The sequence below is a fragment of the Flavobacterium sp. IMCC34518 genome (assembly GCF_027111095.2).
In the GTDB taxonomy this organism is placed as follows: domain Bacteria; phylum Bacteroidota; class Bacteroidia; order Flavobacteriales; family Flavobacteriaceae; genus Flavobacterium; species Flavobacterium praedii.
The window spans coordinates 1716960-1743226 of the sequence record NZ_CP114284.2 but is presented as its reverse complement, the minus strand read 5'-3'; the positions used below and the strand labels follow the sequence as shown (position 1 = coordinate 1743226).

Genomic DNA, 26267 nt, shown 5'->3' with positions numbered 1-26267 from the left:
TAAACATTCTAAACATTCTAAACATTCTAAACATTCTAAACATTCTAAACATTCTAAACATTCTAAACATTCTAAACATTCTAAACATTCTAAACATTCTAAATATTCTAAATATTCTAAATATTCTAAATATTTGTTCCACGTGAAACACATATAATAAAAAATAAAAAATTAACAACGTTCCACGTGGAACGTATTGCTTTTTTATATAATTTTATTAGATTTTTAACTACTGTTTCACGTGGAACATAGCAATTTTTTCATCTTCTTTGTTGCGCATAAGTTTTTCATCGGATGAAGATTTATCTTTATATCCACAGTAATGTAAAACACCGTGAACTAATACGCGTTTCAATTCGTCTTCAAATAAAGTATTATAATCTTTTGCATTATCAATAACTCTTTCGATAGATACAAAAATATCACCACTAATTTCATTACCCATAGTGTAATCGAAACTTATAATATCAGTAAGTGTATCATGATTAAGATACTCTAAGTTAATCTTGTGAAGGTATTCATCATCACAAAAGATATAATTAATTTCACCTTCTGTTTTCTTTTCAGAAAGAATAACAGCGCTTAACCAAGTAGCAATTGCATCTTCGTTATCTAAATTAAAATCGGATTCGTAGTTAAAATTGATCATTTATGTTTAAAATATACTTGAACTTTTTGATTAAAATTCGAGCGCAAAGGTAACGATTGTCTATTTAATATTTCGATGCTATTTAAATAATCTGAAAGAACCTTAGGTAAAGGATTAGATTGATTCGAAAAGTTTTTTAAATTGCTCTCCGATTGTCGTTTTGGATCTTCACCCTGCAATCGAATAGCAGTTTCTAATTTTAAAAGTTCTTGTTTAATGTTATTCATTTTTTGAATGGATTCATTACTAAATCCTTTGTTTAATAACAGCTTTTCTAATTGCTTCATTTGTTCTAAAGTATTTTGACCATTATTACCTAAGCCTTTTTTATTTAATTCTTCTTGTAAAGCTTCACGTAATTGCTGCTGCTGTTTATAGATATCCATCGTGGCTTTAGCGTCACCTTCACCATCACTATTTATATCACCATTTTGTCCTTGACCTTTACCAGATTGAGAGCCTTTAGTATTACTGTCTCCGGGTTTGTTTCCTTCACCAGGTTTGCTACTTGGTTTCATTCCTTGTTTAATTTTATCTGACAATTCTCCTTGTTTTTTTATAATATCAGGTAATTGCATTCCTGAACCTTGACCTGGTTTTGGCTTACCGCTACTACTTCCTGACATTTGCATTTGCATACTATTTAAAGAATTACTCAATAAATCAGCCAATTTATTAGCAGATGAAATTGCATATTGTTGTTGTGAAAAACCTTTAGAAAATTGGGATTCTGTTAGACTTTCAATTGATTTATCAATATTGTATTGTACATTAGCGACTTCCTTAGTTACGGATTCAGCAATTTTTGGTTGACGTAAAGACAATGTAAAAAGACTATCGTCTATGTGTTTGAATTGAGTTTTTAAATTCTGTTGTGTTTTTATATATTTATTAAAAGAAGGTGAACCTATTTTAGTTGCTCTAAATTGATTCATTACGTCCTCTTGAGAAAAAGAATAAGCTAATAAATTATCTAATATTTGACGAAGCATTTTTACATCTTCTTCAATTTGATCTTTAGCTGAATCTTCCATAGACTTCTCAATTGATTTAGACATTTCTTGCATTTTTTTTGCAGCACTTTTTTGACTTGGTTTAGCCTTAGTTTTATTGTTGTATTGCAAATCTGAACTTGCTTTGTTAAGATCTTCTTTTATACTTTTCTCCATATCTAAATCAGAAGGAATATCCATAGGAGATTTTAAATCATCATTATCTTTGTTTAAATTTTTCAACTCTTCTTGAATAGCATCAAATTCTTCAGATAATTTCTTTTGTTCCTCAAGCGTATTTTCTTTATCACTCTCAGATAATTTATCTTCTTTTTGAGATAATTTATGTAATTTATCAGCTAATTGTTCAGCCTTTTTTTCTACATAATAACGTTTGGTCAACTCTACTAATTGAGCTAGATTTCGATTTTGACTTTTACTGTTTTCTTTATATTTTTCTAATTTTTGTACAAAGTCTTCATCCTTTATTTTTTTGTATAATTCATTAAGCTCGTCCAATAACTTTTTATTTTTATCAAATTCTTTAGTTGTATTATCTAACCGTTTTTGAAGTAATTCTTTTTTATCATCAAATTGATTAACATTCGATTTATCCAAATTGTTCTTCATTTTATTAGCAAACTCTTTCATTAAATTATTTTGTAATTGCTGTTGATTTACAAAATCATTAATTTTTTGGCGATCTTTAAAATTTAAATCATTCTTTTCTTTATTCATTTGTTGTAATTTATCTAAGTCCGAAAATTGCTTATCTTGTTTAGAAAGCGTTTTTTGCAAACTATTGATAGTACTATTTTGTTCTTTTAGCAAAGAATTTTGTTTCTCTTCATCAGATAAAATTCGATTTGAAAACACACTGGAACGAGAACTTTTAAAATGATGAATAGCATCATTATCAAAAACCTCAAAATAAAAATCATAATTAGTGCCTTTTACTAAATCAAGATTACTTGGGAATTCAAAAACAAATTGATCAAAAGTAGCCTGTTTGATAGCAATTGTTCCACGTTTGGTATTTACAGGTTTTCCAGATTCGTAATATACAATTTGCAATTTTGACAAACCATAATCATCTGATAGTTGACCAATAAAATAAGCATTACTAATAGCCAAGCTGTCTGATGCTTTGGTAATATTAATGGTTGGAAACTGATCTTTGATAACATTTATTTGATAATTTAATTTTTCAAAGTTTTTTATAGCATTATTTGATGTAATTATTTGATATTCTGTATTTTGAACTATGTTTTTAGTCAATTGAAAAGAATTAGAACTCTTTGAGAATGGAAAGGTTTTAAAATCATTAGACCACATCACATTCTGTGTAGCATTAGTACTTATTATCCAAGTAACTTGAGTTCCTTCAGGAATAATGGCGTTTCCAGTACCTTTAATAATAGTGCTTTTTAAATTTAGATAAGCAGGATAAACTAAATTCATTTGAAAATTAGAAATTGTCGGAACAGCTATAACTTTTAATTCATAATCAGAAGATACTACATCATTGGCTTTAATATAAAATGAAATAGTATTTACAGGCTTTGTGATTTTGAATTGAAACTCACCAGGTTTAATAGTTTCTAAAAAATAGCTTTCTTTACCAATAAATATCATAGCACTTTCAGGTACAATTTTACCTTGAGTTTTAATATGTAAAATAAAATCTTTGTCTTGTTCAGTAACTAAAGTTGAATTTAATATTCTAAAAACAAACGGTGCTGGAGGTGAAAAAGCAGCATTAAAATGCACTACCCTATTTAAACTTTGGGATATAATTAAACTATTTCCAGAAACAAAAAAATAGATTAAAAGAAGAATTGGAAAAATAGCTAGCGGTAAAAACTTTTTATTAGCACGAAAATTAATAGCATTTCCAAAAGGTATTGGTCGCAAAGCATTTGCTTTTTGATCAATAGAAGCTAATAATAATTCGGAATTTTCAACTGAAAAATTCGATTTTGACAGTTGTAAATAGTTTATTAAAGTATCGTTTACTTCAGAAAAATGATTTCCAATAATCAATGAAGCCTGTGTATAATCGATTCCTTCTTGAAATTTAAAAATTTTAAAAATTGGAAAAAAAATAAAACGAACTAATAAAAAACCTTCAACAATGATAAAAATCCAAAATAACAAAGTTCTTCCTTGTGGCTTTAACCAAAGGAAATACTCAATAAAAAGAGTAAAAAGAAAATAAATTAATCCTAAACCAATAAAAAAAATGATTCCCCGAATTAATTCATTAGTATAATACTTCTTTATAAAAGCTTCAAGTTTTTGTTGTATCAAATTAGAATGTTCCAAAATTATAGTACTGAATTAATAACCAATAAAAGTAATAATTTTAATGCGTAATAAAATGTAAATAAAACATAATATTAGTCTATTGAATAAACAATTAGTACATCTATTAAAACGAAAATTGAAATTGTATATTTGCAAAAAATTTATAATAATGTCTAAACCAGTTCGTGTGCGTTTTGCACCTAGTCCAACAGGACCTTTACATATTGGCGGAGTACGTACCGCTTTATTTAATTATTTGTTTGCAAAAAAAAATGGAGGAACTTTTTATTTACGAATAGAAGATACCGATCAGAACAGATTTGTACCTGGAGCAGAAGAATACATACTAGAAGCCTTAGAATGGTTAGGAATTTCTCCTGATGAAACGATTGGAAAGAATGAAAAATTTGGTCCATACAGACAAAGCGAAAGAAAACATTTGTACAGACAATACGCAGATCAATTGATTGAATCAGGAAATGCCTATTATGCGTTTGATACAGCAGAATCATTAGATAACCATAGAAAAAAACATGAAGCCGAGGGTAAAACATTTATTTACAACCATCACAATCGTGAAAAATTAGATACTTCATTAGTACTTTCAAAAGAAGAGACTGTGAAAAGAATTGCAAATAATGAAGATTATGTAATTCGTTTTAAAACACCTGTAAATGAAATTTTGCATTTACAAGATAGTATCCGTGGTGAAGTAAAATTTGATACCAATCTTTTAGATGATAAAGTATTATTCAAAAGTGATGGAATGCCTACCTATCACTTGGCTAATATTGTAGATGATCATTTAATGGAAACTACACATGTAATACGTGGTGAAGAATGGTTGCCTTCAATGCCTTTGCATGTAATGTTGTATCGTGCTTTTGGTTGGGAAGCACCAGAATTCGCCCATTTACCTTTAATACTTAAACCTATAGGTAACGGAAAATTATCCAAACGTGATGGAGATAAAATGGGATTTCCTGTTTTTCCTCTAGAATGGACAACTACAGAAGGAGTTTCATCTGGTTATAGAGAAAAAGGATTTTTCCCAGAAGCTGTGATAAACTTTTTAGCCTTATTGGGTTGGAATGACGGTACAGATAAAGAACTGTTTACTATAGAAGAATTATCACAAGCTTTTGATTTAAAAAGAGTGCATAAATCTGGAGCTAAATTTGATCCAGAAAAAAACAAATGGTTCAATCACCAGTATTTAATGAAACAAGAGGATCTGGTATTGGCAGAACAGTTTTCTAAAATTATTGAATCGAAAGATTTGAATCGATATTTCTCATTAGTTGACTTAGCTAAAATTGTATCTCTTATAAAAGAAAGAGCTGACTTCGTTTCTGAATTTTATGAAATGAGTGATTTCTTTTTTATAGCACCAACAAGTTATGATGAAAAAGCAAGTAAAAATTGGAAAGTCGAAACGCCAGCATTAATGCAAGAATTGATATCCGTACTTGAAGAAATAAGTGATTTTACATCAATAAATATTGAAACTATCGTCAAAGATTGGATGACCAAAAATGAAATTGGAATGGGAAAAGTAATGCAACCCTTCCGATTGAGTTTAGTAGGAGCACTCAAAGGGCCTCACCTATTTGACATTGTTGAAGTCATTGGTAAACAAGAAACGATTTCAAGACTCCAAAATGCCATAACCGCATTCTAAAAAAAATAAAAGCTTCCAAATAATTGGGAGCTTTTTTTATTTGTAACTTTAAAGTTATTCTTACGTATAACATGTACAAACTAAAAAACAGAAACTATGAACATTGCTCTAATTTTTTTAATCATTTTTGGATTTATTATTTTCCTCTCTTCCTTTTTTACAGTAAAACAACAAACCAGTATTATCGTGGAACGTTTTGGTAAATTTCATAGTATAAGACAATCTGGTTTACAATTGAAAATACCATTAATAGATCGAATAGCCGGAAGAGTAAATCTAAAAATTCAACAATTGGATGTTATTATTGAAACAAAAACTAAAGATAACGTATTTGTAAAACTAAAAGTTTCAGTACAATTTATGGTAGTTAAAGAAACCGTATATGATGCATTTTATAAATTAGAATATCCACATGATCAAATTACCTCTTACGTGTTTGATGTTGTACGTGCCGAAGTTCCTAAGTTAATTTTGGATGATGTGTTTGAAAGAAAAGATGATATTGCTATAGCTGTTAAAAGGGAATTGAATGAAGCAATGACAACGTATGGATATACAATAATAAATACGTTAGTAACAGATATTGATCCAGATATTCAAGTAAAAAATGCCATGAACAGAATAAATGCTGCTGATAGAGAGAAAACGGTTGCTGAATATGAAGCAGAAGCATCAAGAATAAGAATTGTTGCAAAAGCAAAAGCAGAAGCAGAAAGTAAGCGTTTGCAAGGTCAAGGTATTGCAGATCAAAGAAGAGAAATTGCAAAAGGACTTGTGGAAAGTGTAGATGTTTTAAATAAAGTAGGGATAAATTCACAAGAAGCTTCAGCATTAATAGTGGTAACACAACATTATGATACTTTACAGGCTATTGGAGCAGATGCAAATTCAAACTTAATTCTGTTACCTAATTCACCGCAAGCTGGAAGTGAAATGTTAAATAATATGGTGGCCTCCTTTTCTGCATCTAACCAAGTAGGTGAAATGATGAAAAAAAACAAACCTAAGGTAAAAATAAAAAAAGAAGATAAGTATACAAATCCAGATTTAACAATTCAACCAGAAACAGATACAAATGAAATATAATAAAAATAGAAAAAGAGGCTTAATCGCCTCTTTTTCTATTTAGAAAATAACTGATAATAAATGGAACAATAGTTTTAATAATTACAAGTAGTTTATTAGGAATAGCTTCTTTGTAGGGAGCTAGAAAACCACTAACGATATTTTGAGGAGTAATAGCATCTCTAGTTTGTTGTACACTTAAAACTAATTTTTGATAACTAATTTCTTTTTCTAATTTTAAAATTTCTAATTCACGATCAATTTCTGCGTAGGATGAATACTTTTTAGTTTCCATAATTAATCATTAAAAAAGATTTCCGAAAATTTTTCTAAGATTGGACCTTCAATTATTTTATCTTTAACTAAAAATAAAAGAAAAGTAGCAACAAGATAAAAACCACCAATAAGAAGAAAACCAAAAGCATAACTATTGTAATAAGTACCAATTGCCAAAGCTGCAGCAACAGAACCAAATAGTAAAACCATACTAAAACATAACAAAATTAAAGTAAACTTTAAAATCATAGTAGTAGATTTCATAGCTACCTTAAAACCCCATAACTTATAATATGAGGCTGAAGTTTCAAAATAAGCATGAGCTTGATCTTGAATATTCTCTGTTTTTTCTTTTATTTCATCAAAAGCCATAGATGCTAAAATTTATTTTTGAAATTTAGCATTTTTCAATTTAAGTTCCGCAAGTTTATTTTCTAAAAAAGAAATAACATCTTCAGTTTTATGACTAAGAGTGGAAACAATATTTTCATAATTTCCATCGATATCATCTTTGGCAATTAAAACTTTTCCAATTATTTTATCTGATACATCATACAATTTGTCTTGAAGATTGTGTTTGGCATCATCAAAACCATCTTTTAACTTTTCTCTAGTTTTAGAACCTTTATCTGGTGCAAACAAAATTCCTATTCCTGCACCAATTGCTGCACCTGCTAAAATTGCAACTATTGTATTTCCAGTATTATTTGACATGATAATTACTTTTTTAAAATTATACATATAAATTTACAACTTTATTAACAAGAGTATGTTAACAAGCAGTTAAAGTGTAAAACAAGACTACAAAAGTTAAAATAAAGATCCGTAGTGATTAAAATACACAAAAACGTATAAGAACATTCCAATAAATAAATAGTTCTTTAAAAAAGATATATAGAGCTTGATTTTAATCAGTTAATACTATTGAATTAGTTATAATTATAGAATATATTAATAATAATAAATAATTATAACATCTATATTATTAATAAAAAATTACAATATAATTATAAAAGGAAAAAAAACAATAAATAAAAGAGATAAAAAGGCTTTTTTAAAATAAAAAACGTAAAATAACACTTTTAAGATACTAATTTTAAAAATACATATTTATGTATAAAATAAACAAATAAAGGTCTTAAAATTAAAATATAAAAGTTGTTTTTAATAAATAATATCTATTACTAATAAATAATTAATATAAAAATATAATAATAAAAAAAGCGCTTTTAAAAAAGCGCTTTCAATAGATGAATACTATAATTAGTTTATATAGAATTTAATACTTCCAAGACTTTCTCATTCTTTTCTGTATTTCTTAAATCTGTGATTTGTGATTCAAAAAAGGAATCATTAACAGCATCTTTTTTAATATTCAATAAAACGAAAATACGAACATTAGCTAATTGACTTTTCAAAGACATAGAATATAATTTATGAAGTATATCTTGATCAATATCTTTGGGAGTCACTTTATCAGAAAAATGTAAAAGTAGATTGGCAAATAATAAAGAATTATTATCATTCTTTACATTCTTTGTAACTGTTTGACAAAGCAAACTAAAATTATCTATAGATTTAATGTTATCAACAATATTGTTTAAAAGTATAGAAGCATTTTTTTCCTCTTTTTCTTTTACATATTTATTGATATCTTTTTGGGTATGCATTAATAAATTAGATTCTTTTTTATCCTTCTCTTCCCAGGCATCTTTAAGACCAACTGTTTTATTAAAAACTAAATTTGAATCAATTGTATCTTTATCAACAACAAAATAACCCAAACGTTGAAATTGAAAATGAGTACCAATATTTGCATGTAATAAACTTGGTTCTACAAAACCTTTAACGATTTGTAATGAAGAAGGATTCATAAATTCAAGAAAACTCTTTTCCTTATGACTGTCAGGAGCCTCATCGATAAACAAACGATCATACAAACGAACTTCTACTTCAACAGCTGTACTTACAGCTACCCAATGCAAAGTTCCGGCAACTTTTCTTTGACTCGCTTCACTCCCACTCCCACTTCTGGAATCCTCATCATAAGTTACATGAATCTCCGTTATTAACCCTTTAGAATCTTTTATAACATGTTCACCTTTAATAATATAACCATTTTTAAGACGAACTTCATTACCTATACTCAAACGGAAAAATTTAGCAGGAGCTACTTCAAGAAAATCATCTCGTTCTATGTATAATTCACGAGAAAAAGGGACTTTTCTAAAACCAGCAGATTCATCTTCTTGATTATTTTCAGCTTCAAGCCACTCCTCTACTCCAACTGGATAATTGGTAATTATGACTTTTACAGGATCTAAAACTGCCATAACTCTTGGCGCTGTTTTATTTAAATCTTCACGTAAACAAAAATCCAAAAGAGAAACGTCTATTATATTTTCACGTTTAGCTACCCCAATTACCTCACAAAACTTACGAATTGAAGCAGCAGTATAACCACGTCTTCTTAAACCTGAAATAGTAGGCATTCGAGGATCATCCCAACCATTAACTATATTTTCCTGAACCAATTGCAAGAGCTTTCGCTTACTCATTACAGTATAATTCAAATTTAATCGAGCGAACTCATATTGGTGCGGACGAACTTTATTTGAATCATAAATTTGATCCAAAAACCAATCGTATAATTCACGGTGCATTACAAATTCTAAAGTACAAATAGAATGCGAAATTTGTTCAATGTAATCACTTTCACCATGTGCATAATCGTACATAGGATAAATATTCCATTCATTTCCTGTACGATGATGATGACGATGCAATATTCTGTACATCAATGGATCACGCATTAACATATTAGTAGAAGCCATATCAATTTTAGCTCTTAAAACGTGACTACCTTCTGGATAATCGCTATTTTTCATTCCTTCAAACAGCGTTAAATTTTCTTCGATTGAACGATTTCTAAAAGGACCATCAACACCTGGTTGAGTTGGAGTACCTTTCTGAATTGCCATATCTTCAGAAGACTGACTGTCAACATACGCTTTACCATTTTTTATCATAGTAACAGCCCAATCATATAATTGTTGAAAATAATCTGAAGAATACAATTCTTCAGTCCAATTGAAACCCAACCATTTTAAATCTTCTTTAATGGCATCAACATATTCTTGCTCTTCTTTAGCTGGATTTGTATCATCAAAACGTAAATTAACAGGCGCATTATATTTTAAACCTAATCCAAAATTAAGACATATCGATTTTGCATGGCCTATGTGTAAATATCCATTAGGTTCTGGTGGAAAACGAAAGCGTAATTTGTCTTGAGGAAAGCCGTTAGTTAAACTGTCTTCTATAATTTGTTCAATAAAATGAAGTGATTTCTCTTCTGATGCCATTTTTAAATAATTTTAGCAAAGATAAAAAATAGATGATAGATAATGGCCAATAAGATAATAGACTTTAAAGAAAAAACAGTTCCTTATTTTTAATACATTTGTATAAAAACTTTGTTTAATTAACAAAAAAAGAAAATATTAAAGATGTAAAAATCATTGAAAAAATGATGTCGTTGATAAAATAAATATTTAAAATCAAAATGATTTTAAAAAATTACTTAAATCCTAAAAGATAAAAAATGGGAACAATAAAATTAAAAAACATACGTACATATTCATATCACGGATGTTTAATAGAAGAAGGTAAAATAGGATCAGATTACAGTGTAGATTTAGAAATAAGAACTAATTTAAAACTATCATCTGAGTCGGATAATTTGAATGATACGGTAGATTATGTTCATTTAAATACAATTGTAATAGAAGAAATGGCTATTCGATCTAATTTATTAGAACATGTAGCCAAAAGAATTATCGATAGAGCATTAGCAGAACTTGAAATGATTTCAAAAATAAAAGTAGGTGTTTCTAAAATAAATCCTCCTATTGGTGGTGATGTAGAAGCGGTTACCATAGAAATGGAAGAAGAGCGTTTTTATAATTTATAAGAATTGAGATAAAAAAAGAAAAAAACTAACTTTAAACTTTTAAACTTTAAAATTTTAAGTTACTTTTGCCATCCGTTCAACAATGGCGTCGTGGCCGAGCGGCTAGGCTGGGCTCTGCAAAAGCTCCTACTCCGGTTCGAATCCGGACGATGCCTCTAAAACCTCTAAAGCAATTTAGAGGTTTTTTTTATGTCTCATTTTTAGAAAAAATGAAGTAAACTTAAGGTTCGAATCCGGACGATGCCTCTAAAACCTCTAAAGTAATTTTAGCCGTATTTTTTATGTCTCATTTTTAGAAAAAATGAATTAAAGTTAAGGTTCGAATCCGGACGATGCCGCTAAAACCTCTAAAGTAATTTTAGCCGTTTTTTTTTATGTCTCATTTTTAGAAAAAATGAAGTAAAGTTAAGGTTCGAATCCAAACGATGCCGCTAAAAACTCTAAAGTAATTTTAGCCGTATTTTTTATGTCTCATTTTTAGAAAAAATGAAGTAAAGTTAAGGTTCGAATCCAAACGATAACTCTGAACCTCATAAGCAATTCAGCAGTTTTTTTTATGTCAAATTTTTATAAAAAATGAAGTAAAGTTAAGGTTCGAATCCAAACGATAACTCTGAACCTCATAAGCAATTCAGCAGTTTTTTTTATGTCAAATTTTTATAAAAAATGAAGTAAAGTTAAGGTTCGAATCCGAACGATGCCGCTAAAAACTCTAAAGTAATTTTAGCCGTATTTTTTATGTCTCCTTTTTAGAAAAAATGAAGTAAAGTTAAGGTTCGAATCCGGACGATGCCTCTAAAACCTCTAAAGTAATTTTAGCCGTTTTTTTTATGTCAAATTTTTAGAAAAAATGAAGTAAAGTTAAGGTTCGAATCCGGACGATGCCGCTAAAAACTCATAAGCAATTCAGCCGTATTTTTTATGTCTCATTTTTAGAAAAAATGATATAAAATTTATGTTCGAATCCGGACGATGCCGCTAAAAACTCTAAAGTAATTCAGCCGTATTTTTTATGTCTCATTTTTAGAAAAAATGAAGTAAAGTTAAGGTTCGAATCCGGACGATGCCGCTAAAACCTCTAAAGTAATTTTAGCCGTATTTTTTATGTCTCATTTTTAGAAAAAATGATATAAAATTTATGTTCGAATCCAAACGATAACCCTAAACCTCATAAGCAATTCAGCCGTTTTTTTTATGTCAAATTTTTAGAAAAAATGAAGTAAAGTTAAGGTTCGAATCCGGACAATGACTCAAAATCACTAAAGTAATTAAGCCGTATTTTTGTGATATTTATATAAAAAATGAAGTAAAATTTATGTTCAAATCCGGACGAAGTATCAAAACCAGTAAAGTAATTTTAGCTATTTTTATTAAATTATTTATAATAATTACAAATTATTAGCAAAAAAAAAGAGACTTATTACAGCCTCTTCTATATATTTTTTTATTCAAAAATTATTTCTCTATTTTCTCAAAAGCATTTTTTACCATTTGCTTTTCTTTGGGAAACCAGCCCTGAAAGATTAAAACCAGTCCGAAAATCATTAAAACTATACTTATTCCCCTTTTAATTTTATAGATATTAGTAGGCGTCATTTTGTGTTTTAATTGTTTTGCCAAAACTATTTTTATACAATCAATTCCTAAATAAGTTAATATTACAGAGATAAAAAAGGTAAAAACTCTTGAAGTTTCCATTTCTAATTTTGGACCTACAGAAATAATAACCGCCAACCAAAAACCTAAAACACCAATATTAATAACATTAAGAAAAAAACCTTTTAGAAAAAGTCCCAGATAATTCTTTTTTATAATCTCATTATCGATGTTTTTTGTATTCACTTTCTTTTCTTTTTTGGTTCCAATAAAAGAAATGAAACCATATGCCATCATAATAAATCCTCCAAAAATAAACAAGGAAGAATTATCGTTTAAACTTTGAATCAATCTGTAACTACCCAAATAAGCTATTGTTATAAAAAAAACATCTCCTAAAACAACCCCTAAATCAAAAACCAAAGCAGCTCTAAATCCTTTAATAATACTGGTTTCCAGTAAAATAAAAAATACAGGGCCAATCATAAAACTCAATAGAACTCCCCAAGGAATACCCGTTAAAATATCGTTTATCATTAAAAAATGACTTTAAAAAATTAAAAAATAGTAATTACTAGTAATTATTAAGAGTTACTAAGATACTAAGTCTATATTAAAATTAAATACAAAATTGAGAAAATAAGAATTTAGGTATCTCAGAAACTTATTTCTGAATAACAGTTCCACCCATTAGAGTTTCCTGTCTAATTTCTTTTGGTTTACCATAAATCATAACAGTTCCTCCAGCTTTAACTTTTGCATCAACGAGCGTACTGGCTTTTATTTCAGCACTACCACCTGCAGCAATACTCACGTTAGTTTGGGATGTTTCAAACTCACTTGCTTTTAAAATTCCTCCAGAATTGATTAAAACAGTTTGAGAGACTGCTTTACCTGTTACAATTATTATTCCGCCTGAATACGCTTTAATTGTCGTTTTATCCACATCTAAAACCACTGTAATACTAGCACCTTCTTGAGTACTTAAATCAAAAGTAGTCTGTTTGATAATATCGGCACAGATTACAGTACTTCCTTCATTTGCATCAATAGACTGAATTTTTTTATAATACAAAACTACTTTTGCTTCATCTCCTGTCATCATCTTTGTTAAAGGCATCCGTATTTTTAAAAGTCCATTCTTATTAACAACTTCGACTTTATTATGACTTATTCCTGTGATAACAGCTTTATTTTCGTTTGAAGCAATTAAAGAAACATTTAATTTATCAAATACTTTTACATCATCAAAATCCTTAAGTTCAATGGTTGTTTGAGTAAAAGCGAACTGAATAAAAAACATAAAACTTACTACAATTATCTTTTTCATTTTATAAAAATTTAATTATTTATATCATTTGTATATTCTTATTCATTTCTTTTTATAAAATTGAAATCCAATTGTTTTTTAACTAAATCAGCATTTTTAACCTTAACATAAATCTCATCACCCAACTGCAATAATCGATTAGAATTCGCACCCACTAAGGCATATTGCTTCTCGTCAAATGTATAATAATCTTCTTTTATGTCACGGGTTCTAACCATTCCTTCACATTTATTTTCTATAATTTCTACATAAATACCCCATTCTGTAACCCCAGAAATAACACCTAAGAATTCTTGATCTTGATGGTTCTGCATATATTTAACTTGCATATATTTGATAGAGTCCCTTTCAGCATTCGTTGCTAAACCTTCCATAGTTGAAGAATGTAAACATTTTGCTTCATAAGTTTCTTCATCTACTGATTTACCTCCATCCAAATAATACTGTAATAATCGGTGTACCATAACATCTGGATAACGACGGATAGGCGATGTAAAATGCGAATAATAATCAAAAGCCAAACCGTAATGACCAATGTTATCCGTAGAATATTTAGCTTTACTCATGGATCGAATAGCAAGAGTATCAATTAAATTTTGCTCTTTTTTACCGTTTACTTCTTTCATCAAAGCATTCAATGATTTGGAAATATCACCCTTATTTCTGAAATCAATTTTATAACCAAACTTAGCAATTAAATTTTGCATGGCTATTAATTTGTCTTCATTGGGCTCATCGTGAATTCTATAGATGAAAGTTTTCTTTTGTTTACCAATGTATTCAGCGACTTTTCTATTAGCCAAAAGCATGAATTCTTCAATCAAATGATTGGCATCTTTTGAAACTTTAAAATAAACACCTTCTGGTTCTCCTTCTAGATCTAAATTGAATTTTACTTCTACTTTATCAAAAGAAATAGCTCCTTCGTTCATTCTATTTCTTCTGAATATTTTGGCTAATTGATCCATTTTTAGGGTAGCAGCCACGATTTCATCTGAAACTACATAGGAAGTTCCAGTAATCGAAATATCAACAGGAATTGTATTGTCCTTGGTTTCTATGATGTATTGCGCTTCTTCATAAGCAAAACGCTGATCGGAGAAGATTACAGTACGACCAAACCATTGGTTCACCACTTGACATTTCTCGCTGATTTCAAAAATAGCAGAGAACGTATATTTTTCTTCTTGAGGACGCAAAGAACAGGCAAAATTAGACAGCACTTCGGGTAACATTGGCACTACCCTATCCACCAAATAAACGGATGTTGCTCTTTGATAGGCTTCATCATCCAATATGGTACCTTCTTCCAAATAATAAGAAACATCGGCTATGTGAACTCCAATTTCATAATTTCCATTTTCTAATTTTTTGAAAGACAAAGCATCATCAAAATCCTTGGCATCTTTTGGGTCAATCGTAAAAGTCAACGTATCGCGCATGTCACGACGTTTGGCAATTTCACTGGCTTCAATTGATGTATCAATTTTTTGGGCAAAAGTTTCTACTTCAATAGGAAACTCTGCTGGTAATCCATATTCGGCCAAAATAGCATGAATTTCGGTATCGTGTTCTCCTGGTTTTCCAAGCACTTTTACCACTTTTCCAAAAGGGCTATCGGCTCTGGATGGCCAATCCTCAATATGGACTAAAACAACATCTCCTTGCTCCGCCTCCCCTATTTTATCTTTTGGAATAAAAATATCGGTGTACATTTTAGGATTGGCAGTCGAAACAAAAGAGAAATTCTTTTGAATGTCAATCACTCCAACAAAGTCAGTTTTATATCTTTCGATCACTTCAATTACTTCACCTTCAGCTCTTCGACCACTTCTTTTGTTATAAACATACACTTTTACGGTATCTTTATCCAGAGCGTGATTTAGATTATTGGATGGAATAAAAACATCTTCTTCAAATTCAGGACAAATGAAATAGGCCGTTTTACGACCCGTCATATCAATTGTACCTTCGTAATACTCTTTACTGGCAGCTTTTATTAAATATTTTCCAGGTTCAGATTCTATAATTTTTTTGGATGCGGCCAAAATCTTTAAATCCTTTATGATTTGATTGCGACTTTGAGTGTCATCAAGTTCTAACTTTGCTCCTATTTGCTTATAATTAAATGCTTTATTGGCATTTTGCGATAATATTTTTATAATTTTATCTGAGAAATCTTTCTCTTTCTTTATCGGCTTTCTTAATCTTTTACTCATGTATCTTTTCTTAAAAGTCTAAAATTACAAAATTGTATTCACTATTCCCTATTCTACTTAGAGTTTTAAACTAATAATAACTTTATTACTTTTATAAAAAAAATAAAATGAAAGACTTTAAAACGATTGCAATATTTAATTATCCACATGAAATTGTGGTACTTAGACATATTTTGGATCAGGAAGGAATTCATTATTTTTTTGAAAACGAACACATTGTTTCCATTGACCCGTTGGCAAGCTTTGCTTTTGGCGGAATCCAACTCAAAGTGCATCCAAACGATTTTGAACAAGTTCAAGAAATACTAGACAATTTGAATTCGAAACTTTCAATTGTTTAAAAAATTTAAACTTTCAATTTAATTTTTTTGTTTTCAAATTTCAAAGTTGTCAACATATATTAAATACAACAAAAAGAAAATTTAAATTAAATTAATTTTTTGGTGGTTATTATAGTGTGTTAATAGTTACTATAAATTTCTATAAAAATGTGCTGAAATGAAGTTTTAGGTTTTTATATTGAGTTATTAACATCGTTATTGATACTTAAATATTTAGTTTTTAGGGAGTTTTTTAAAATAATTAACAACTGTTAACAAATCAAAAATTATATAAATTGTAAATAAGTGACTTTGTGTTTTTTGTTTACAACCCAATTTTAAGTATTGATAACTTTTCTAAAAATTCATTAAACTTTATTTGGATTTCTGATATAGGTTTTGGATTACTTATTTTTTGTTTACAAACTCAAAAAACTTCTAAAATTCTATCCAAAGTTATAAACATTTTATGTTAACTTAAGGTTAATTGAATATCAAGTAGTTAGCTTTTACTATTAACAATGCAAAATATTAACATTATAATTATATTCTGTGTACTGATTTGCAGACTATTGTATATTTATAAAAATGTTAATAAACTCCAAAATTTCTAATAATCAATTAGTTGTGTTTTTATTTAAAAAATAGAATTTTGAAGTTTAATCTTTATCTATTATTACAACTGAAAAATACTTTTTGTATTGTATCTAAAATACTTTGGTTAAATTTGCAATTCAAAAACTAATTCAGAAAAAATGAAAATTTCGATAGGGAATGACCACGCCGGACCAGATTATAAAAAAGCAATTGTTCAATTTTTAGAGTCAAAAGGGCATCAAGTGACCAATTATGGTACAGATACAGAAGCTTCTGTTGATTATCCTGATTTTGGGCATCCTGTTGCAACGGATGTTGAAGAAGGTAAAGCTGATTTTGGTATTGTGATTTGCGGAAGTGGAAACGGAATTGCAATGACTGTTAATAAGCATGCAGGTGTTCGCGCCGGTTTGTGTTGGACTAAAGAGATTGCTTATTTAACGCGTTTGCATAATGATGCTAATATTGTAAGTATTCCAGCGCGTTTTACGTCTATTCCGCAAGCTGTAGAAATTGTTGAAACGTTCTTAGCTACCGAATTTGAAGGAGGAAGACATCAAAATAGAGTGAATAAAATTGCTTGTCAATAATAAAATCCGCGGGGTGCTTCGCACCAAAATTTAGTAAAAGCTCAGTCTAAAACTGGGCTTTTATTGTTTTTAAAGTTGAATAATGTAGTTTGATATCAATAAATAAACAGTCAAAATTTGAATTAGTGTAATACTGAAAAATTTTAGCAAGTAACTTGTTTTAGCCGTTTTGTGTCGAAAAATCGACATCGCAAGCAATGAACCAATGGTACCACCAAGCGCCACCCAGAACAGAAGTGTTTGTTCGGATATTCTTCTTTTATTATTTTTTGCTAATTTTTTGTCATAGCCTATTAACACAAAAGCAATTAAATTAACAAGAAAAAAGGTGAATATTAATAATACCATTTAAATAGAAATAAAAGTCAAAGATAGCAGAAGTTTATTATTTTTCTTATATTTAAAGTCTTTATTTAAGCCTTAAAAATGTATGTAGTATGAGCCCAATTAAATTATTTGAACAAAAAAAAGTACGCAGCCATTATGATGCTGAAAAAGAGATTTGGTATTTCTCGGTTATTGATGTAATCGAAATTTTGACGGGAAGTACTATACCTAAAAGGTATTGGACGGATTTAAAAAAGAAACTTACTAAAGAAGGAAGTCAGTTGTACGATGAAATCGTACAACTGAAATTTGAGTCATCTGATGGTAAAAAGTATAACACAGATTGTTTGGATACACAAAAATTATTACGTCTTATCCAATCCATTCCCTCTCCAAAAGCGGAACCTTTCAAACAATGGTTAGCCAAAGTTGGATATGAACGCATGCAAGAATTAGCAGATCCAGCGCAAAGTTTAGATCGTGCCCGCGAAAATTGGCAAAAATTAGGTCGAAGCGAAAAATGGATTCAGCAACGAATGACGGGACAGGAAACTAGAAACAAACTTACCGACTATTGGAAAGAAAGCGGAGTTGAAAAGCAGGACGAGTTTGCAATGCTTACCAATATTATTCATCAAGAGTGGACAGGATTATCTGTAAAAAAACACAAAGAGGTCAAGGGTCTGGAAGCCCAAAACCTTAGGGATCACATGAGTGAGGCAGAATTGATTTTTACCGCATTGGCTGAACTTTCTACCAGACAAATTGCCGAAAGCGATAAAGCCAAAGGGCTTATCGAAAATGCAAAAGCAAGCAAAAAAGGAGGTGCTATTGCTAAAAATGCTCGTATTGCTTTGGAAGATAAAACTGGTAAAAGCGTAGTAACTGGCGAGAATTTTTTGCCTCCCGCAAAAAAAGAATTAAATGAATAGAAATACATTCCTTTTTCTATTTTTACAGGATAATAAAATTACAGCATAATCAATGACCAACTTACAATTCATTTCAAAATACGTTGCCACAGCAACAATCAACATTCAAAATACGGTTCAATTATTACAAGAAGATTGCACGATTCCCTTTATTTCTCGTTATCGAAAAGACAAAACGGGAAACTTAGATGAAGTTTTTATCGAGAACATTGCCAAATTCCAAAAAGAATACGAAGTCATCGTAAAACGAAAAGAGGCGATTTTAAAATCGATTCAGGAGCAAAATGCATTGACACCGGAATTGGATAAAAAAATCCAACAAAGTTTTGATTTACAGGAATTGGAAGATTTTTATCTGCCGTATAAAAAGAAAAAAAGAACCAAAGCCGATGTAGCGAGAGAGAATGGATTGGAACCTTTGGCGAAAATTATAATGGCGCAAAGTAAGGATGATGTTGATTTCTTGGCAACACAATACTTGAATGAAAATGTGATTAATGAGGAATCGGCTTTGCAAGGCGCGCGAGATATTATTGCCGAATGGATCAATGAAAATATTTACGTTAGAAAACAGTTGAGACGATTGTTTGAGCGCAAGGCGACAATCACGACCAAGGTAGTTAAATCCAAAAAAGAGGAGGAAGGCGCCCAAAAATTCAATCAGTATTTTGAATGGGCGGAACCGTTGACCAAAGCGCCATCACACCGTTTATTGGCTATTATGCGAGCTGAAAACGAAGGTTTTATCAAGTTCAAAGTAGATGTAGAACTAGATGATGCTTACGACATTATTGATGAATTAATTATAAAAGGAGACAACAGTACCACGCCGCATATTCAATTGGCGATTGAAGACAGTTACAAACGTTTGTTGAATCCAGCAATTTCGAATGAAGCGTTGCAGGAAGCAAAGGCGAAAGCGGACATTAATTCGATTCAGGTATTTGCTAATAATTTAGGGCAATTGTTGTTGGCACCACCGTTAGGAGAAAAAAGAATTTTGGCAATAGATCCTGGATTTCGTTCGGGTTGTAAAATTGTTTGTTTGGACGAGAAAGGGGATTTGTTGTACAACGAAACTATTTATCCTCACGCTCCCCAAAAAGAGGAAGCCATGGCGATGAAAAAAATCCGTTCGATGGTCAATGCATATCAAATTGATGCGATATCGATAGGAAACGGAACGGCTTCACGCGAAACAGAATTCTTTATTAAGAAAATTGCTTTTGACAAACCAGTTCAGGTTTTTATTGTCTCGGAGGCGGGCGCTTCTGTATATTCTGCATCGAAGATTGCGAGAGAAGAGTTTCCTAATTATGATGTAACGGTGCGAGGATCGGTTTCTATTGGACGAAGATTGTCCGATCCGTTGGCTGAATTGGTAAAAATTGACCCAAAAGCGATTGGCGTTGGACAATATCAACACGATGTAGATCAAAACAAATTAAAGGAAGAATTAGACAATACCGTGATTCGTTGCGTGAACTCGGTGGGAATCAATATCAATACGGCGAGTAAACATTTGTTGAGTTATGTGAGTGGAATAGGAGAGAAGCTTGCCGAAAATATTGTAACGTATCGTTCTGAAAATGGTCCTTTTACTGACAGAAAACAACTCAAAAAAGTACCTCGTTTGGGTGATAAAGCCTATCAACAAGGAGTTGCTTTTATCCGAATTTCGAATGCTAAGAATCCTTTGGACAATTCGGCAGTGCATCCTGAAGCATATGCTATTGTTGAAAAAATGGCCAAAGATTTGAAATTGACCGTAAACGATTTGATTGCCAATGCAGCAAAAACAGCTTTGATAAAACCTGAAAACTACATTACGGCGGATATTGGAGTTTTGACTTTGAAAGACATTATAAAAGAGCTCGAAAAACCGGGATTGGACCCTAGAAAAGCAGCGACGGTTTTTGAATTTGACCCGAATGTAAAAACAATTAAAGATGTTAGAACCGGAATGATTTTGCCTGGAATTGTGAACAACATTACCAATTTCGGTTGTTTTGTGGATATAGGTGTGAAAGAAAGCGGATTGGTTCATATTTCGCAACTCAAAGCTGGTTTTGTGAGCGATGTGAATGAAGTGGTCAAATTACACCAACATGTTACCGTAAAAGTTGTGGAGGTTGACGAGGATAGAAAGAGGATTCAATTGACAATGGTGATCTAAAAATAATTATCTTTGTTATATGAAGAAGGAAATAAGCATAGACGATTTTTCTCCGCATCTTTTTTGGGATGTTGATTTATCTGATTTTGACTTTCAAAAACATAAAATTCATTTAGTTCAAAAAGTATTAGAACATGGCTTAATAAAAGATTGGAATTTATTAAAAGACGTCTATGGTTTAAATACAATTAAGGAAATTTCACTTAATATAAGAAGTTTGGATGCCGTTACACTTTCTTATTTAGCGGCACTTTTCAATATTGATAAAAAGGAATTCAGATGCTACAAACACAGACAGTTGTTCCCGAATTACTGGAACTCCTAAAAAAAATAATGTGCGAAGAATTGTTTCTTGATTATCATTTAGTTGGCGGCACTTCATTGTCATTGCAAATGGGTCACAGAAATTCGATAGATATAGATTTGTTTGGCAATTGTGAAATAAACCAAAACCTATTTATTGATAAACTAAAAGATTACGGTCAAGTTATTGTTACTCAAAGCACCAAAAATATTTTGATTGCTGAAGTGAACGGAATAAAAGTTGATTTTGTAAATTATAAATACCCTTTGTTATCAAATCCTATTCTAATTGGACATATAAGAATGTTGTCTACAATGGATATTGCAGCAATGAAATTAAACGCAATTGCAGGACGTGGCTCAAAAAAGGATTTTATTGACTTATATTTTTTGTTGGAAAAATTTTCAATGCGAGAAATGCTTGATTTTTATAATCTTAAATATTCAGATGGTTCGGAGTTTATGGTTTTGAAAAGTTTGTCCTAATTATGATGATGCCGATGAACAATTAAATCCTAAAATGCTTCACAAAGATTTTAACTGGGAAATTTGCAAACAAAAAATAATTGAGGAAGCTTTAAAACTATAAGTATTTGTCGCGATTATTGATGCTAAAAAGTGTATTTAGTTGGCGGTGGCGATTAAAATTTCTAATAATATTCAAAAAAATCCCAATCCAAACATTTTGGATTGGGATTTTTGTTTCAGTAAAAAACTACAAAACACATAAAACTACGTATTTTTACTTATGTGTAAAGAATTACGGATTTCTAAAAATGTACCGATTCTAAGTAGATGAAATGATAGTTGATGTTATTTTTTCGTGCTCATTTATAAAGAATGCACAAAAAGCAAGCTGTTTTTCGAGCTGATTGGGCGGCCTGTTGGGTTGTGCCAACTATTGTGTATTGCGAAAAACTCATATATTTACTTCAAAAGAAGACAGTTACAGTATTTTTTTTACTGATTTTGTCAATTAACCAAGATTTGTTCATTGGATTAAAAAATAAACAATAAAGAACTACAGATGAAAGAAAATCAAGCCATTTGCAACAGTTGTAGTAATGAAAATTGTTTTATCAAAAAGCATATTCATTTGTCCAACATGCAAAGTTATATAGAGAAGAAACACAGTTTTAGCTGCAAGAAATCGCAACAGTTTATTATTGAGGGGGCACCTATTCAGGGGCTCTATTTTGTGCAAAAAGGAAAGGTAAAAACGGTAAAAACAGGAATCAACGGCAGGGAACAAATTGTAAGGTTTACGACCGATGGGGATACGGTTGGTTTTAGGGGTTTTGGAACGAGCAATCGGTATTTGATTGGAGCTTATGCCTTGGAGGATACCATTTTGTGTAATTTTAATAATGAGGTGATGATGGACATTCTTCAAAATATTCCCGAATTCACTTATGATATGATGCTTTTTTATGCCGAGGAATTAAACAAGAGCGAGAACAACATTCGGAAAATCGCCCACATGAACGTGAGAGAGCGCGTGATTGATACCTTATTATACATTCACCGAAAATTTGGTCAAAAGAATGAGCTGATTAATCTTGATTTGTCCCGTAAAGAGATTGCCGATTTTGCTGGTACGACCGAAGAGCAAGTGACTAGGGTGATTTCGAGTTTGAAAAGAGAGGAATTAATTAAAACGGTTGGTAAGAAAATAGGTTTGCAACAAATTAACAAAATGAAATCGGAAATTATGGAACATAAGTATGTCTAAGTAGTTTTGGATTTACACTTTGAATTTAATAAGCCCTTTTGGGGCTTTTTTTGTGGAAATATATTTCCTTTTTTTGGCAAAATATTTTTTAGGCTTTACAAAATACGTGCTTCTGTTTAAAAGATAAGTATTGGTTGATGCCATTAATCAAAGGACTTCGCGAAAAATTATTGCGTAAACGCAGTTAATGAATTGTTTTCTGGATATTTTTTGTTGTGTAAAAAAGAGGTTTTATACTGTAAAAAGCAAATACGTAAGTATTAATACGTATGTATATTTGCTTCATACTAATCAAAACCAATTTATTATGCAAAAGAGTACTACCACAATACAAAAAATAAAAGCACTAAAAGAAGGCCGAAATTTAAAATCTTTGGTATTAGGTTTGACTATAACATTATTGGGTTGCAATACCGCCAAGGCACAGTTAACCGCGACAGGACAGTTAAGAACACGATCAGAATTTAGAGACGGATACAGTACTTTGCAAGCAAAAGACGCTGAGACTGCCATATTTACTTCACAAAGAACGCGATTGAATGTTGGTTTTACGGGATACAGATTCAAGTTTTTTGTAGCCATTCAGGATGTACGTGTTTGGGGGCAAGATGCTTCAACAATTAACAAAACTACAACAGCAGAAAATAACGGTGTACAACTGCACGAAGCTTGGGGAGAAATTATGTTGAACGACACTATAAGTAACATTCAAAATTTATCTTTAAAAATAGGACGTCAAGAGATTTCGTATGATGATCAAAAAGTAATAGGAGGACTAGACTGGTTGCAACAAGCGCGTTACCACGACGCGATTGTCTTGAAATATTTCAATAAAGGATGGACTGCCGATTTTGGAGCCGCTTTCAACCAAAACAAAGAGCAATTGGTAGGAACAATTTATAATGGTGTTCCAGCGGCAACTTCTGGCTATACCGCAGGTACAAACGGTTTGGGCACCAATTACAAATCATTGGAGTATGCTTATATCGCTAAGAAATTTTTCTTTGGAGACATTTCCTTTTTATTCTTAAGTGATAATTTTAATAAATATACCAATGTAACTACGGGAACTCCGGCGGTGACAACCAAAGTAAATGAGCAAGGAATCTGGACCCGTAACACTACCGGTTTCTACTATAATGTAAATCCAACCAGAAAACTGAAACTAGAAGGTAGTGTGTACCACCAATTTGGACATGACAAAAATGGTCGTAGTTTGAGTAGTAATCTGGCTTCGATTACTACGACTTTGCAAGTGGGCAGAAAATTATTTGTAGGTCCTGGCGTTGATTATTTATCAGGAAATGATGGTACAAAAGCAGTTACAGCAACCTCTACCAACAATCAATTTGACCCGCTTTATGGTACGCCTCACAAGTTTTGGGGAACTATGGATTACTTCTATGCCCCAAGCGGTTTTGGCGCACAAGGTTTGTTAAACTACTTCTTGAAAGCCAAATACAACTTGAAAGACAACCTAACCCTTTTTGCTGATTTGCACGGTTTTGAATCGGCTAACTCTTTGTCAAATGGAGCAGGAGGAAAACAAACCAGTTATTTAGGAACTGAATTGGATTTAAAAATGAATTACAGCTTGACCAAAATGGTCAATATTGAAGCAGGTTATTCTGTAATGAAAGCTACCAATTCTATGGCATCGGCACAAGTCAAAAATGTAGCCAATGCAAATCTTACTCCGCAATGGGCGTATGTGATGGTGAATATTAAACCCAACTTTTTGAACAAAAAATAATGGAATCAATCTTTAAAAAATAAAAAAATGATACAGACTAAAAAACAGAGAAGCACGATTTTTACCACCTTGATGTTGGTAGCGTGCGTGGTTTTGTTCTCTTCTTTCAAAACAAATTCAAAACCCCCAGTTAGCGAACCTATCAAGCTCGGTTTTATTCCCTTAACCGATTGTTCGCCAATTGTCATGGCCAAAGAATTGGGTTTATTTAAAAAATATGGAGTTGAAGTGGTGGTAACCAAAGAAACCTCTTGGGCCAATATCCGTGACAAAATCTTAACAGGCGAATTGGACGGCGCTCACTGTCTTTATACTATGCCTTTTTCTGTGTATACTGGAGTAGGAGGAAAGGCTGGCTCCGAAATGAGAATTGCCATGATGCTAAATGTAAACGGTCAAGCGATCACATTATCGAATGACTTTTGCGGAAAAGTAGGTTTCAAACAAATGAATAAAGTGACTCCAGTTGTGGCCGCCAAATTGAAAGCCGAAAAAGAAGTGACTTTTGCGATGACTTTCCCTGGAGGAACCCACGATTTGTGGTTGAGAAACTGGATGTCATTAGCAGGTTTAAACCAAAAAGCGGTAAAAATCATCACGATTCCGCCTCCGCAAATGGTGGCGAACATGAAAGTAGGAAACATGGACGGATACTGCGTAGGAGAGCCTTGGGGAGGTGTTGCCGTAAAGCAAGGAATTGGATTTACGCAAATTGCTTCACAGGATATTTGGAAAGACCATCCTGAAAAAGCATTGGTTGTCAACAAAGAATTTAGCGAAACCCGTCGTGAGGATCTTAAAAAAGTAATGAAAGCCATTCTCGAAGCTTGTATCTGGCTGGATAATCCGGCCAACCGCAAGAAAGCCGCCGCCATCATTGGGAAATCGCCTTATGTAAATGCCGCTGCAGATGTTATCGAATCGAGATTGATGGGCGATTACAACTTAGGTTGCAACCAAGGAACCGAAGTTTATACCGATGATTATATGTTGTTTTACAAAGGAGGAACCGTAAATTATCCTCGTAAATCTTACGCTATTTGGGCGATGGCACAATATGTTCGATTTGGATATTTGAAAGAAGAACCCAATTACAAAGCCATTGCCGATAAACTAATCATGCAGGATTTATACGAAGAAGTAGCCAAAAGCATGAAGATCAAAATCCCTACGGATGATATGAAACCTTTCTCTCTTACAATGGACAAAACAGTTTTCAATCCAGCAAACCCATCCGCTTATTTAAAAGTGGTGAAACGTTAAAAATAGTTGGGCGTGACCCAGTTGAGCAAAGGGGCTTACTTATAGCACCGCTCATACAGCCCCTTTGCTCAACTCGGTCGGGCTATCCGCGCTACTTCGGTAGCTAGCTTTTATCCCTCACGCAGCTTCACGGATTTCAAGAGCAATTGATCTAATAGGTTTTCAAAAACTGTTAACCTGAGAGCG

22 protein-coding genes and 1 tRNA gene are annotated in these 26267 nt (G+C 31.3%); 13 read left to right on the top strand and 10 right to left on the bottom strand.

What is annotated here, in order from left to right; translation table 11 throughout:
- Positions 1-229 precede the first annotated feature (229 nt).
- Both ybeY and OZP06_RS07675 read right to left on the bottom strand, forming a co-directional pair.
- On the bottom strand, positions 230-649 hold the full coding sequence (gene ybeY / locus OZP06_RS07680; RefSeq protein ID WP_269224357.1) for an rRNA maturation RNase YbeY: 420 nt from the start codon (positions 647-649) through the stop codon (positions 230-232).
- Entirely contained in the window at positions 646-3411 is a 2766-nt protein-coding gene (locus tag OZP06_RS07675) for a hypothetical protein (protein WP_348651444.1), read from the bottom strand. Before OZP06_RS07675 ends, ybeY begins: the two co-directional genes overlap by 4 nt.
- 706 nt (positions 3412-4117) lie before the next feature.
- On the opposite strand from OZP06_RS07675, the gene gltX reads away from it, so the two are divergent.
- Complete coding sequence (gene gltX / locus OZP06_RS07670) at positions 4118-5629, top strand: glutamate--tRNA ligase (protein WP_281324436.1); 1512 nt, start codon at positions 4118-4120, stop codon at positions 5627-5629.
- 96 nt (positions 5630-5725) lie between these two features.
- A complete protein-coding gene (locus OZP06_RS07665; protein WP_281238390.1) occupies positions 5726-6715 on the top strand; it encodes an SPFH domain-containing protein in 990 nt (329 codons plus the stop codon).
- Positions 6716-6734: 19 nt separating this feature from the next.
- Here the strand turns inward: OZP06_RS07665 and OZP06_RS07660 are convergent, their stop codons facing one another.
- The 4 genes from OZP06_RS07660 to OZP06_RS07645 form a co-directional block, all read right to left on the bottom strand.
- Positions 6735-6989, bottom strand: coding sequence for a DUF6327 family protein (locus OZP06_RS07660; RefSeq protein ID WP_269224355.1), 255 nt, complete (start codon positions 6987-6989; stop codon positions 6735-6737).
- A 2-nt stretch (positions 6990-6991) separates the two neighbouring features.
- Complete coding sequence (locus OZP06_RS07655) at positions 6992-7342, bottom strand: competence protein (protein ID WP_269224354.1); 351 nt, start codon at positions 7340-7342, stop codon at positions 6992-6994.
- 12 nt (positions 7343-7354) lie between these two features.
- A complete protein-coding gene (locus OZP06_RS07650) occupies positions 7355-7684 on the bottom strand; it encodes a YtxH domain-containing protein (RefSeq protein WP_269224353.1) in 330 nt (109 codons plus the stop codon).
- Positions 7685-8238: 554 nt separating this feature from the next.
- On the bottom strand, positions 8239-10335 hold the full coding sequence (locus OZP06_RS07645; RefSeq protein WP_269224352.1) for a glutamine--tRNA ligase/YqeY domain fusion protein: 2097 nt from the start codon (positions 10333-10335) through the stop codon (positions 8239-8241).
- A 239-nt stretch (positions 10336-10574) separates the two neighbouring features.
- On the opposite strand from OZP06_RS07645, the gene folB reads away from it, so the two are divergent.
- Complete coding sequence (folB, locus tag OZP06_RS07640; protein ID WP_269224351.1) at positions 10575-10943, top strand: dihydroneopterin aldolase; 369 nt, start codon at positions 10575-10577, stop codon at positions 10941-10943.
- Between the two features lie 84 nt (positions 10944-11027).
- Positions 11028-11098: transfer RNA gene (locus tag OZP06_RS07635), tRNA-Cys, on the top strand.
- A gap of 1300 nt (positions 11099-12398) precedes the next feature.
- Here the strand turns inward: OZP06_RS07635 and OZP06_RS07630 are convergent.
- The 3 genes from OZP06_RS07630 to rnr form a co-directional block, all read right to left on the bottom strand.
- Positions 12399-13076: a LysE family transporter gene (locus OZP06_RS07630; RefSeq protein ID WP_281324435.1), complete on the bottom strand. Its 678-nt coding sequence runs from the start codon at positions 13074-13076 to the stop codon at positions 12399-12401.
- A 127-nt stretch (positions 13077-13203) separates the two neighbouring features.
- On the bottom strand, positions 13204-13869 hold the full coding sequence (locus OZP06_RS07625; protein ID WP_269224350.1) for a head GIN domain-containing protein: 666 nt from the start codon (positions 13867-13869) through the stop codon (positions 13204-13206).
- Between the two features lie 38 nt (positions 13870-13907).
- Positions 13908-16088: a ribonuclease R gene (gene rnr, locus OZP06_RS07620; RefSeq protein WP_269224349.1), complete on the bottom strand. Its 2181-nt coding sequence runs from the start codon at positions 16086-16088 to the stop codon at positions 13908-13910.
- Between the two features lie 107 nt (positions 16089-16195).
- On the opposite strand from rnr, the gene OZP06_RS07615 reads away from it, so the two are divergent.
- The gene (locus OZP06_RS07615; protein ID WP_269224348.1) at positions 16196-16429 is read left to right on the top strand and encodes a DUF2007 domain-containing protein; all 234 of its coding nucleotides are present in this window, start codon (positions 16196-16198) and stop codon (positions 16427-16429) included.
- A 734-nt stretch (positions 16430-17163) separates the two neighbouring features.
- Positions 17164-17595: a ribose 5-phosphate isomerase B gene (gene rpiB, locus OZP06_RS07610; protein ID WP_269224347.1), complete on the top strand. Its 432-nt coding sequence runs from the start codon at positions 17164-17166 to the stop codon at positions 17593-17595.
- A gap of 69 nt (positions 17596-17664) precedes the next feature.
- Here the strand turns inward: rpiB and OZP06_RS07605 are convergent, their stop codons facing one another.
- Positions 17665-17943 carry a DUF1294 domain-containing protein gene (locus tag OZP06_RS07605; RefSeq protein WP_269224346.1) on the bottom strand — a complete coding sequence of 93 codons (279 nt, stop codon included), beginning with the start codon at positions 17941-17943 and terminating at the stop codon, positions 17665-17667.
- An 89-nt stretch (positions 17944-18032) separates the two neighbouring features.
- On the opposite strand from OZP06_RS07605, the gene OZP06_RS07600 reads away from it, so the two are divergent.
- The 7 genes from OZP06_RS07600 to OZP06_RS07570 all read left to right on the top strand — a co-directional run bounded on the left by OZP06_RS07600 (position 18033) and on the right by OZP06_RS07570 (position 26081).
- A complete protein-coding gene (locus tag OZP06_RS07600) occupies positions 18033-18854 on the top strand; it encodes a Bro-N domain-containing protein (RefSeq protein WP_269224345.1) in 822 nt (273 codons plus the stop codon).
- Positions 18855-18906: 52 nt separating this feature from the next.
- Complete coding sequence (locus OZP06_RS07595; RefSeq protein ID WP_269224344.1) at positions 18907-21030, top strand: Tex family protein; 2124 nt, start codon at positions 18907-18909, stop codon at positions 21028-21030.
- Between the two features lie 19 nt (positions 21031-21049).
- Positions 21050-21355 (top strand): hypothetical protein, encoded by a 306-nt coding sequence (locus tag OZP06_RS07590; RefSeq protein ID WP_269224343.1) that lies wholly within the window; start codon positions 21050-21052, stop codon positions 21353-21355.
- A complete protein-coding gene (locus OZP06_RS07585) occupies positions 21310-21819 on the top strand; it encodes a nucleotidyl transferase AbiEii/AbiGii toxin family protein (RefSeq protein WP_269224342.1) in 510 nt (169 codons plus the stop codon). Before OZP06_RS07590 ends, OZP06_RS07585 begins: the two co-directional genes overlap by 46 nt.
- A 541-nt stretch (positions 21820-22360) precedes the next feature.
- Positions 22361-23065, top strand: coding sequence for a Crp/Fnr family transcriptional regulator (locus tag OZP06_RS07580; RefSeq protein WP_269224341.1), 705 nt, complete (start codon positions 22361-22363; stop codon positions 23063-23065).
- 307 nt (positions 23066-23372) lie between these two features.
- On the top strand, positions 23373-24818 hold the full coding sequence (locus OZP06_RS07575; RefSeq protein ID WP_269224340.1) for an alginate export family protein: 1446 nt from the start codon (positions 23373-23375) through the stop codon (positions 24816-24818).
- Positions 24819-24845: 27 nt separating this feature from the next.
- Positions 24846-26081: a CmpA/NrtA family ABC transporter substrate-binding protein gene (locus OZP06_RS07570; protein WP_269224339.1), complete on the top strand. Its 1236-nt coding sequence runs from the start codon at positions 24846-24848 to the stop codon at positions 26079-26081.
- Positions 26082-26267: the final 186 nt, after the last annotated feature.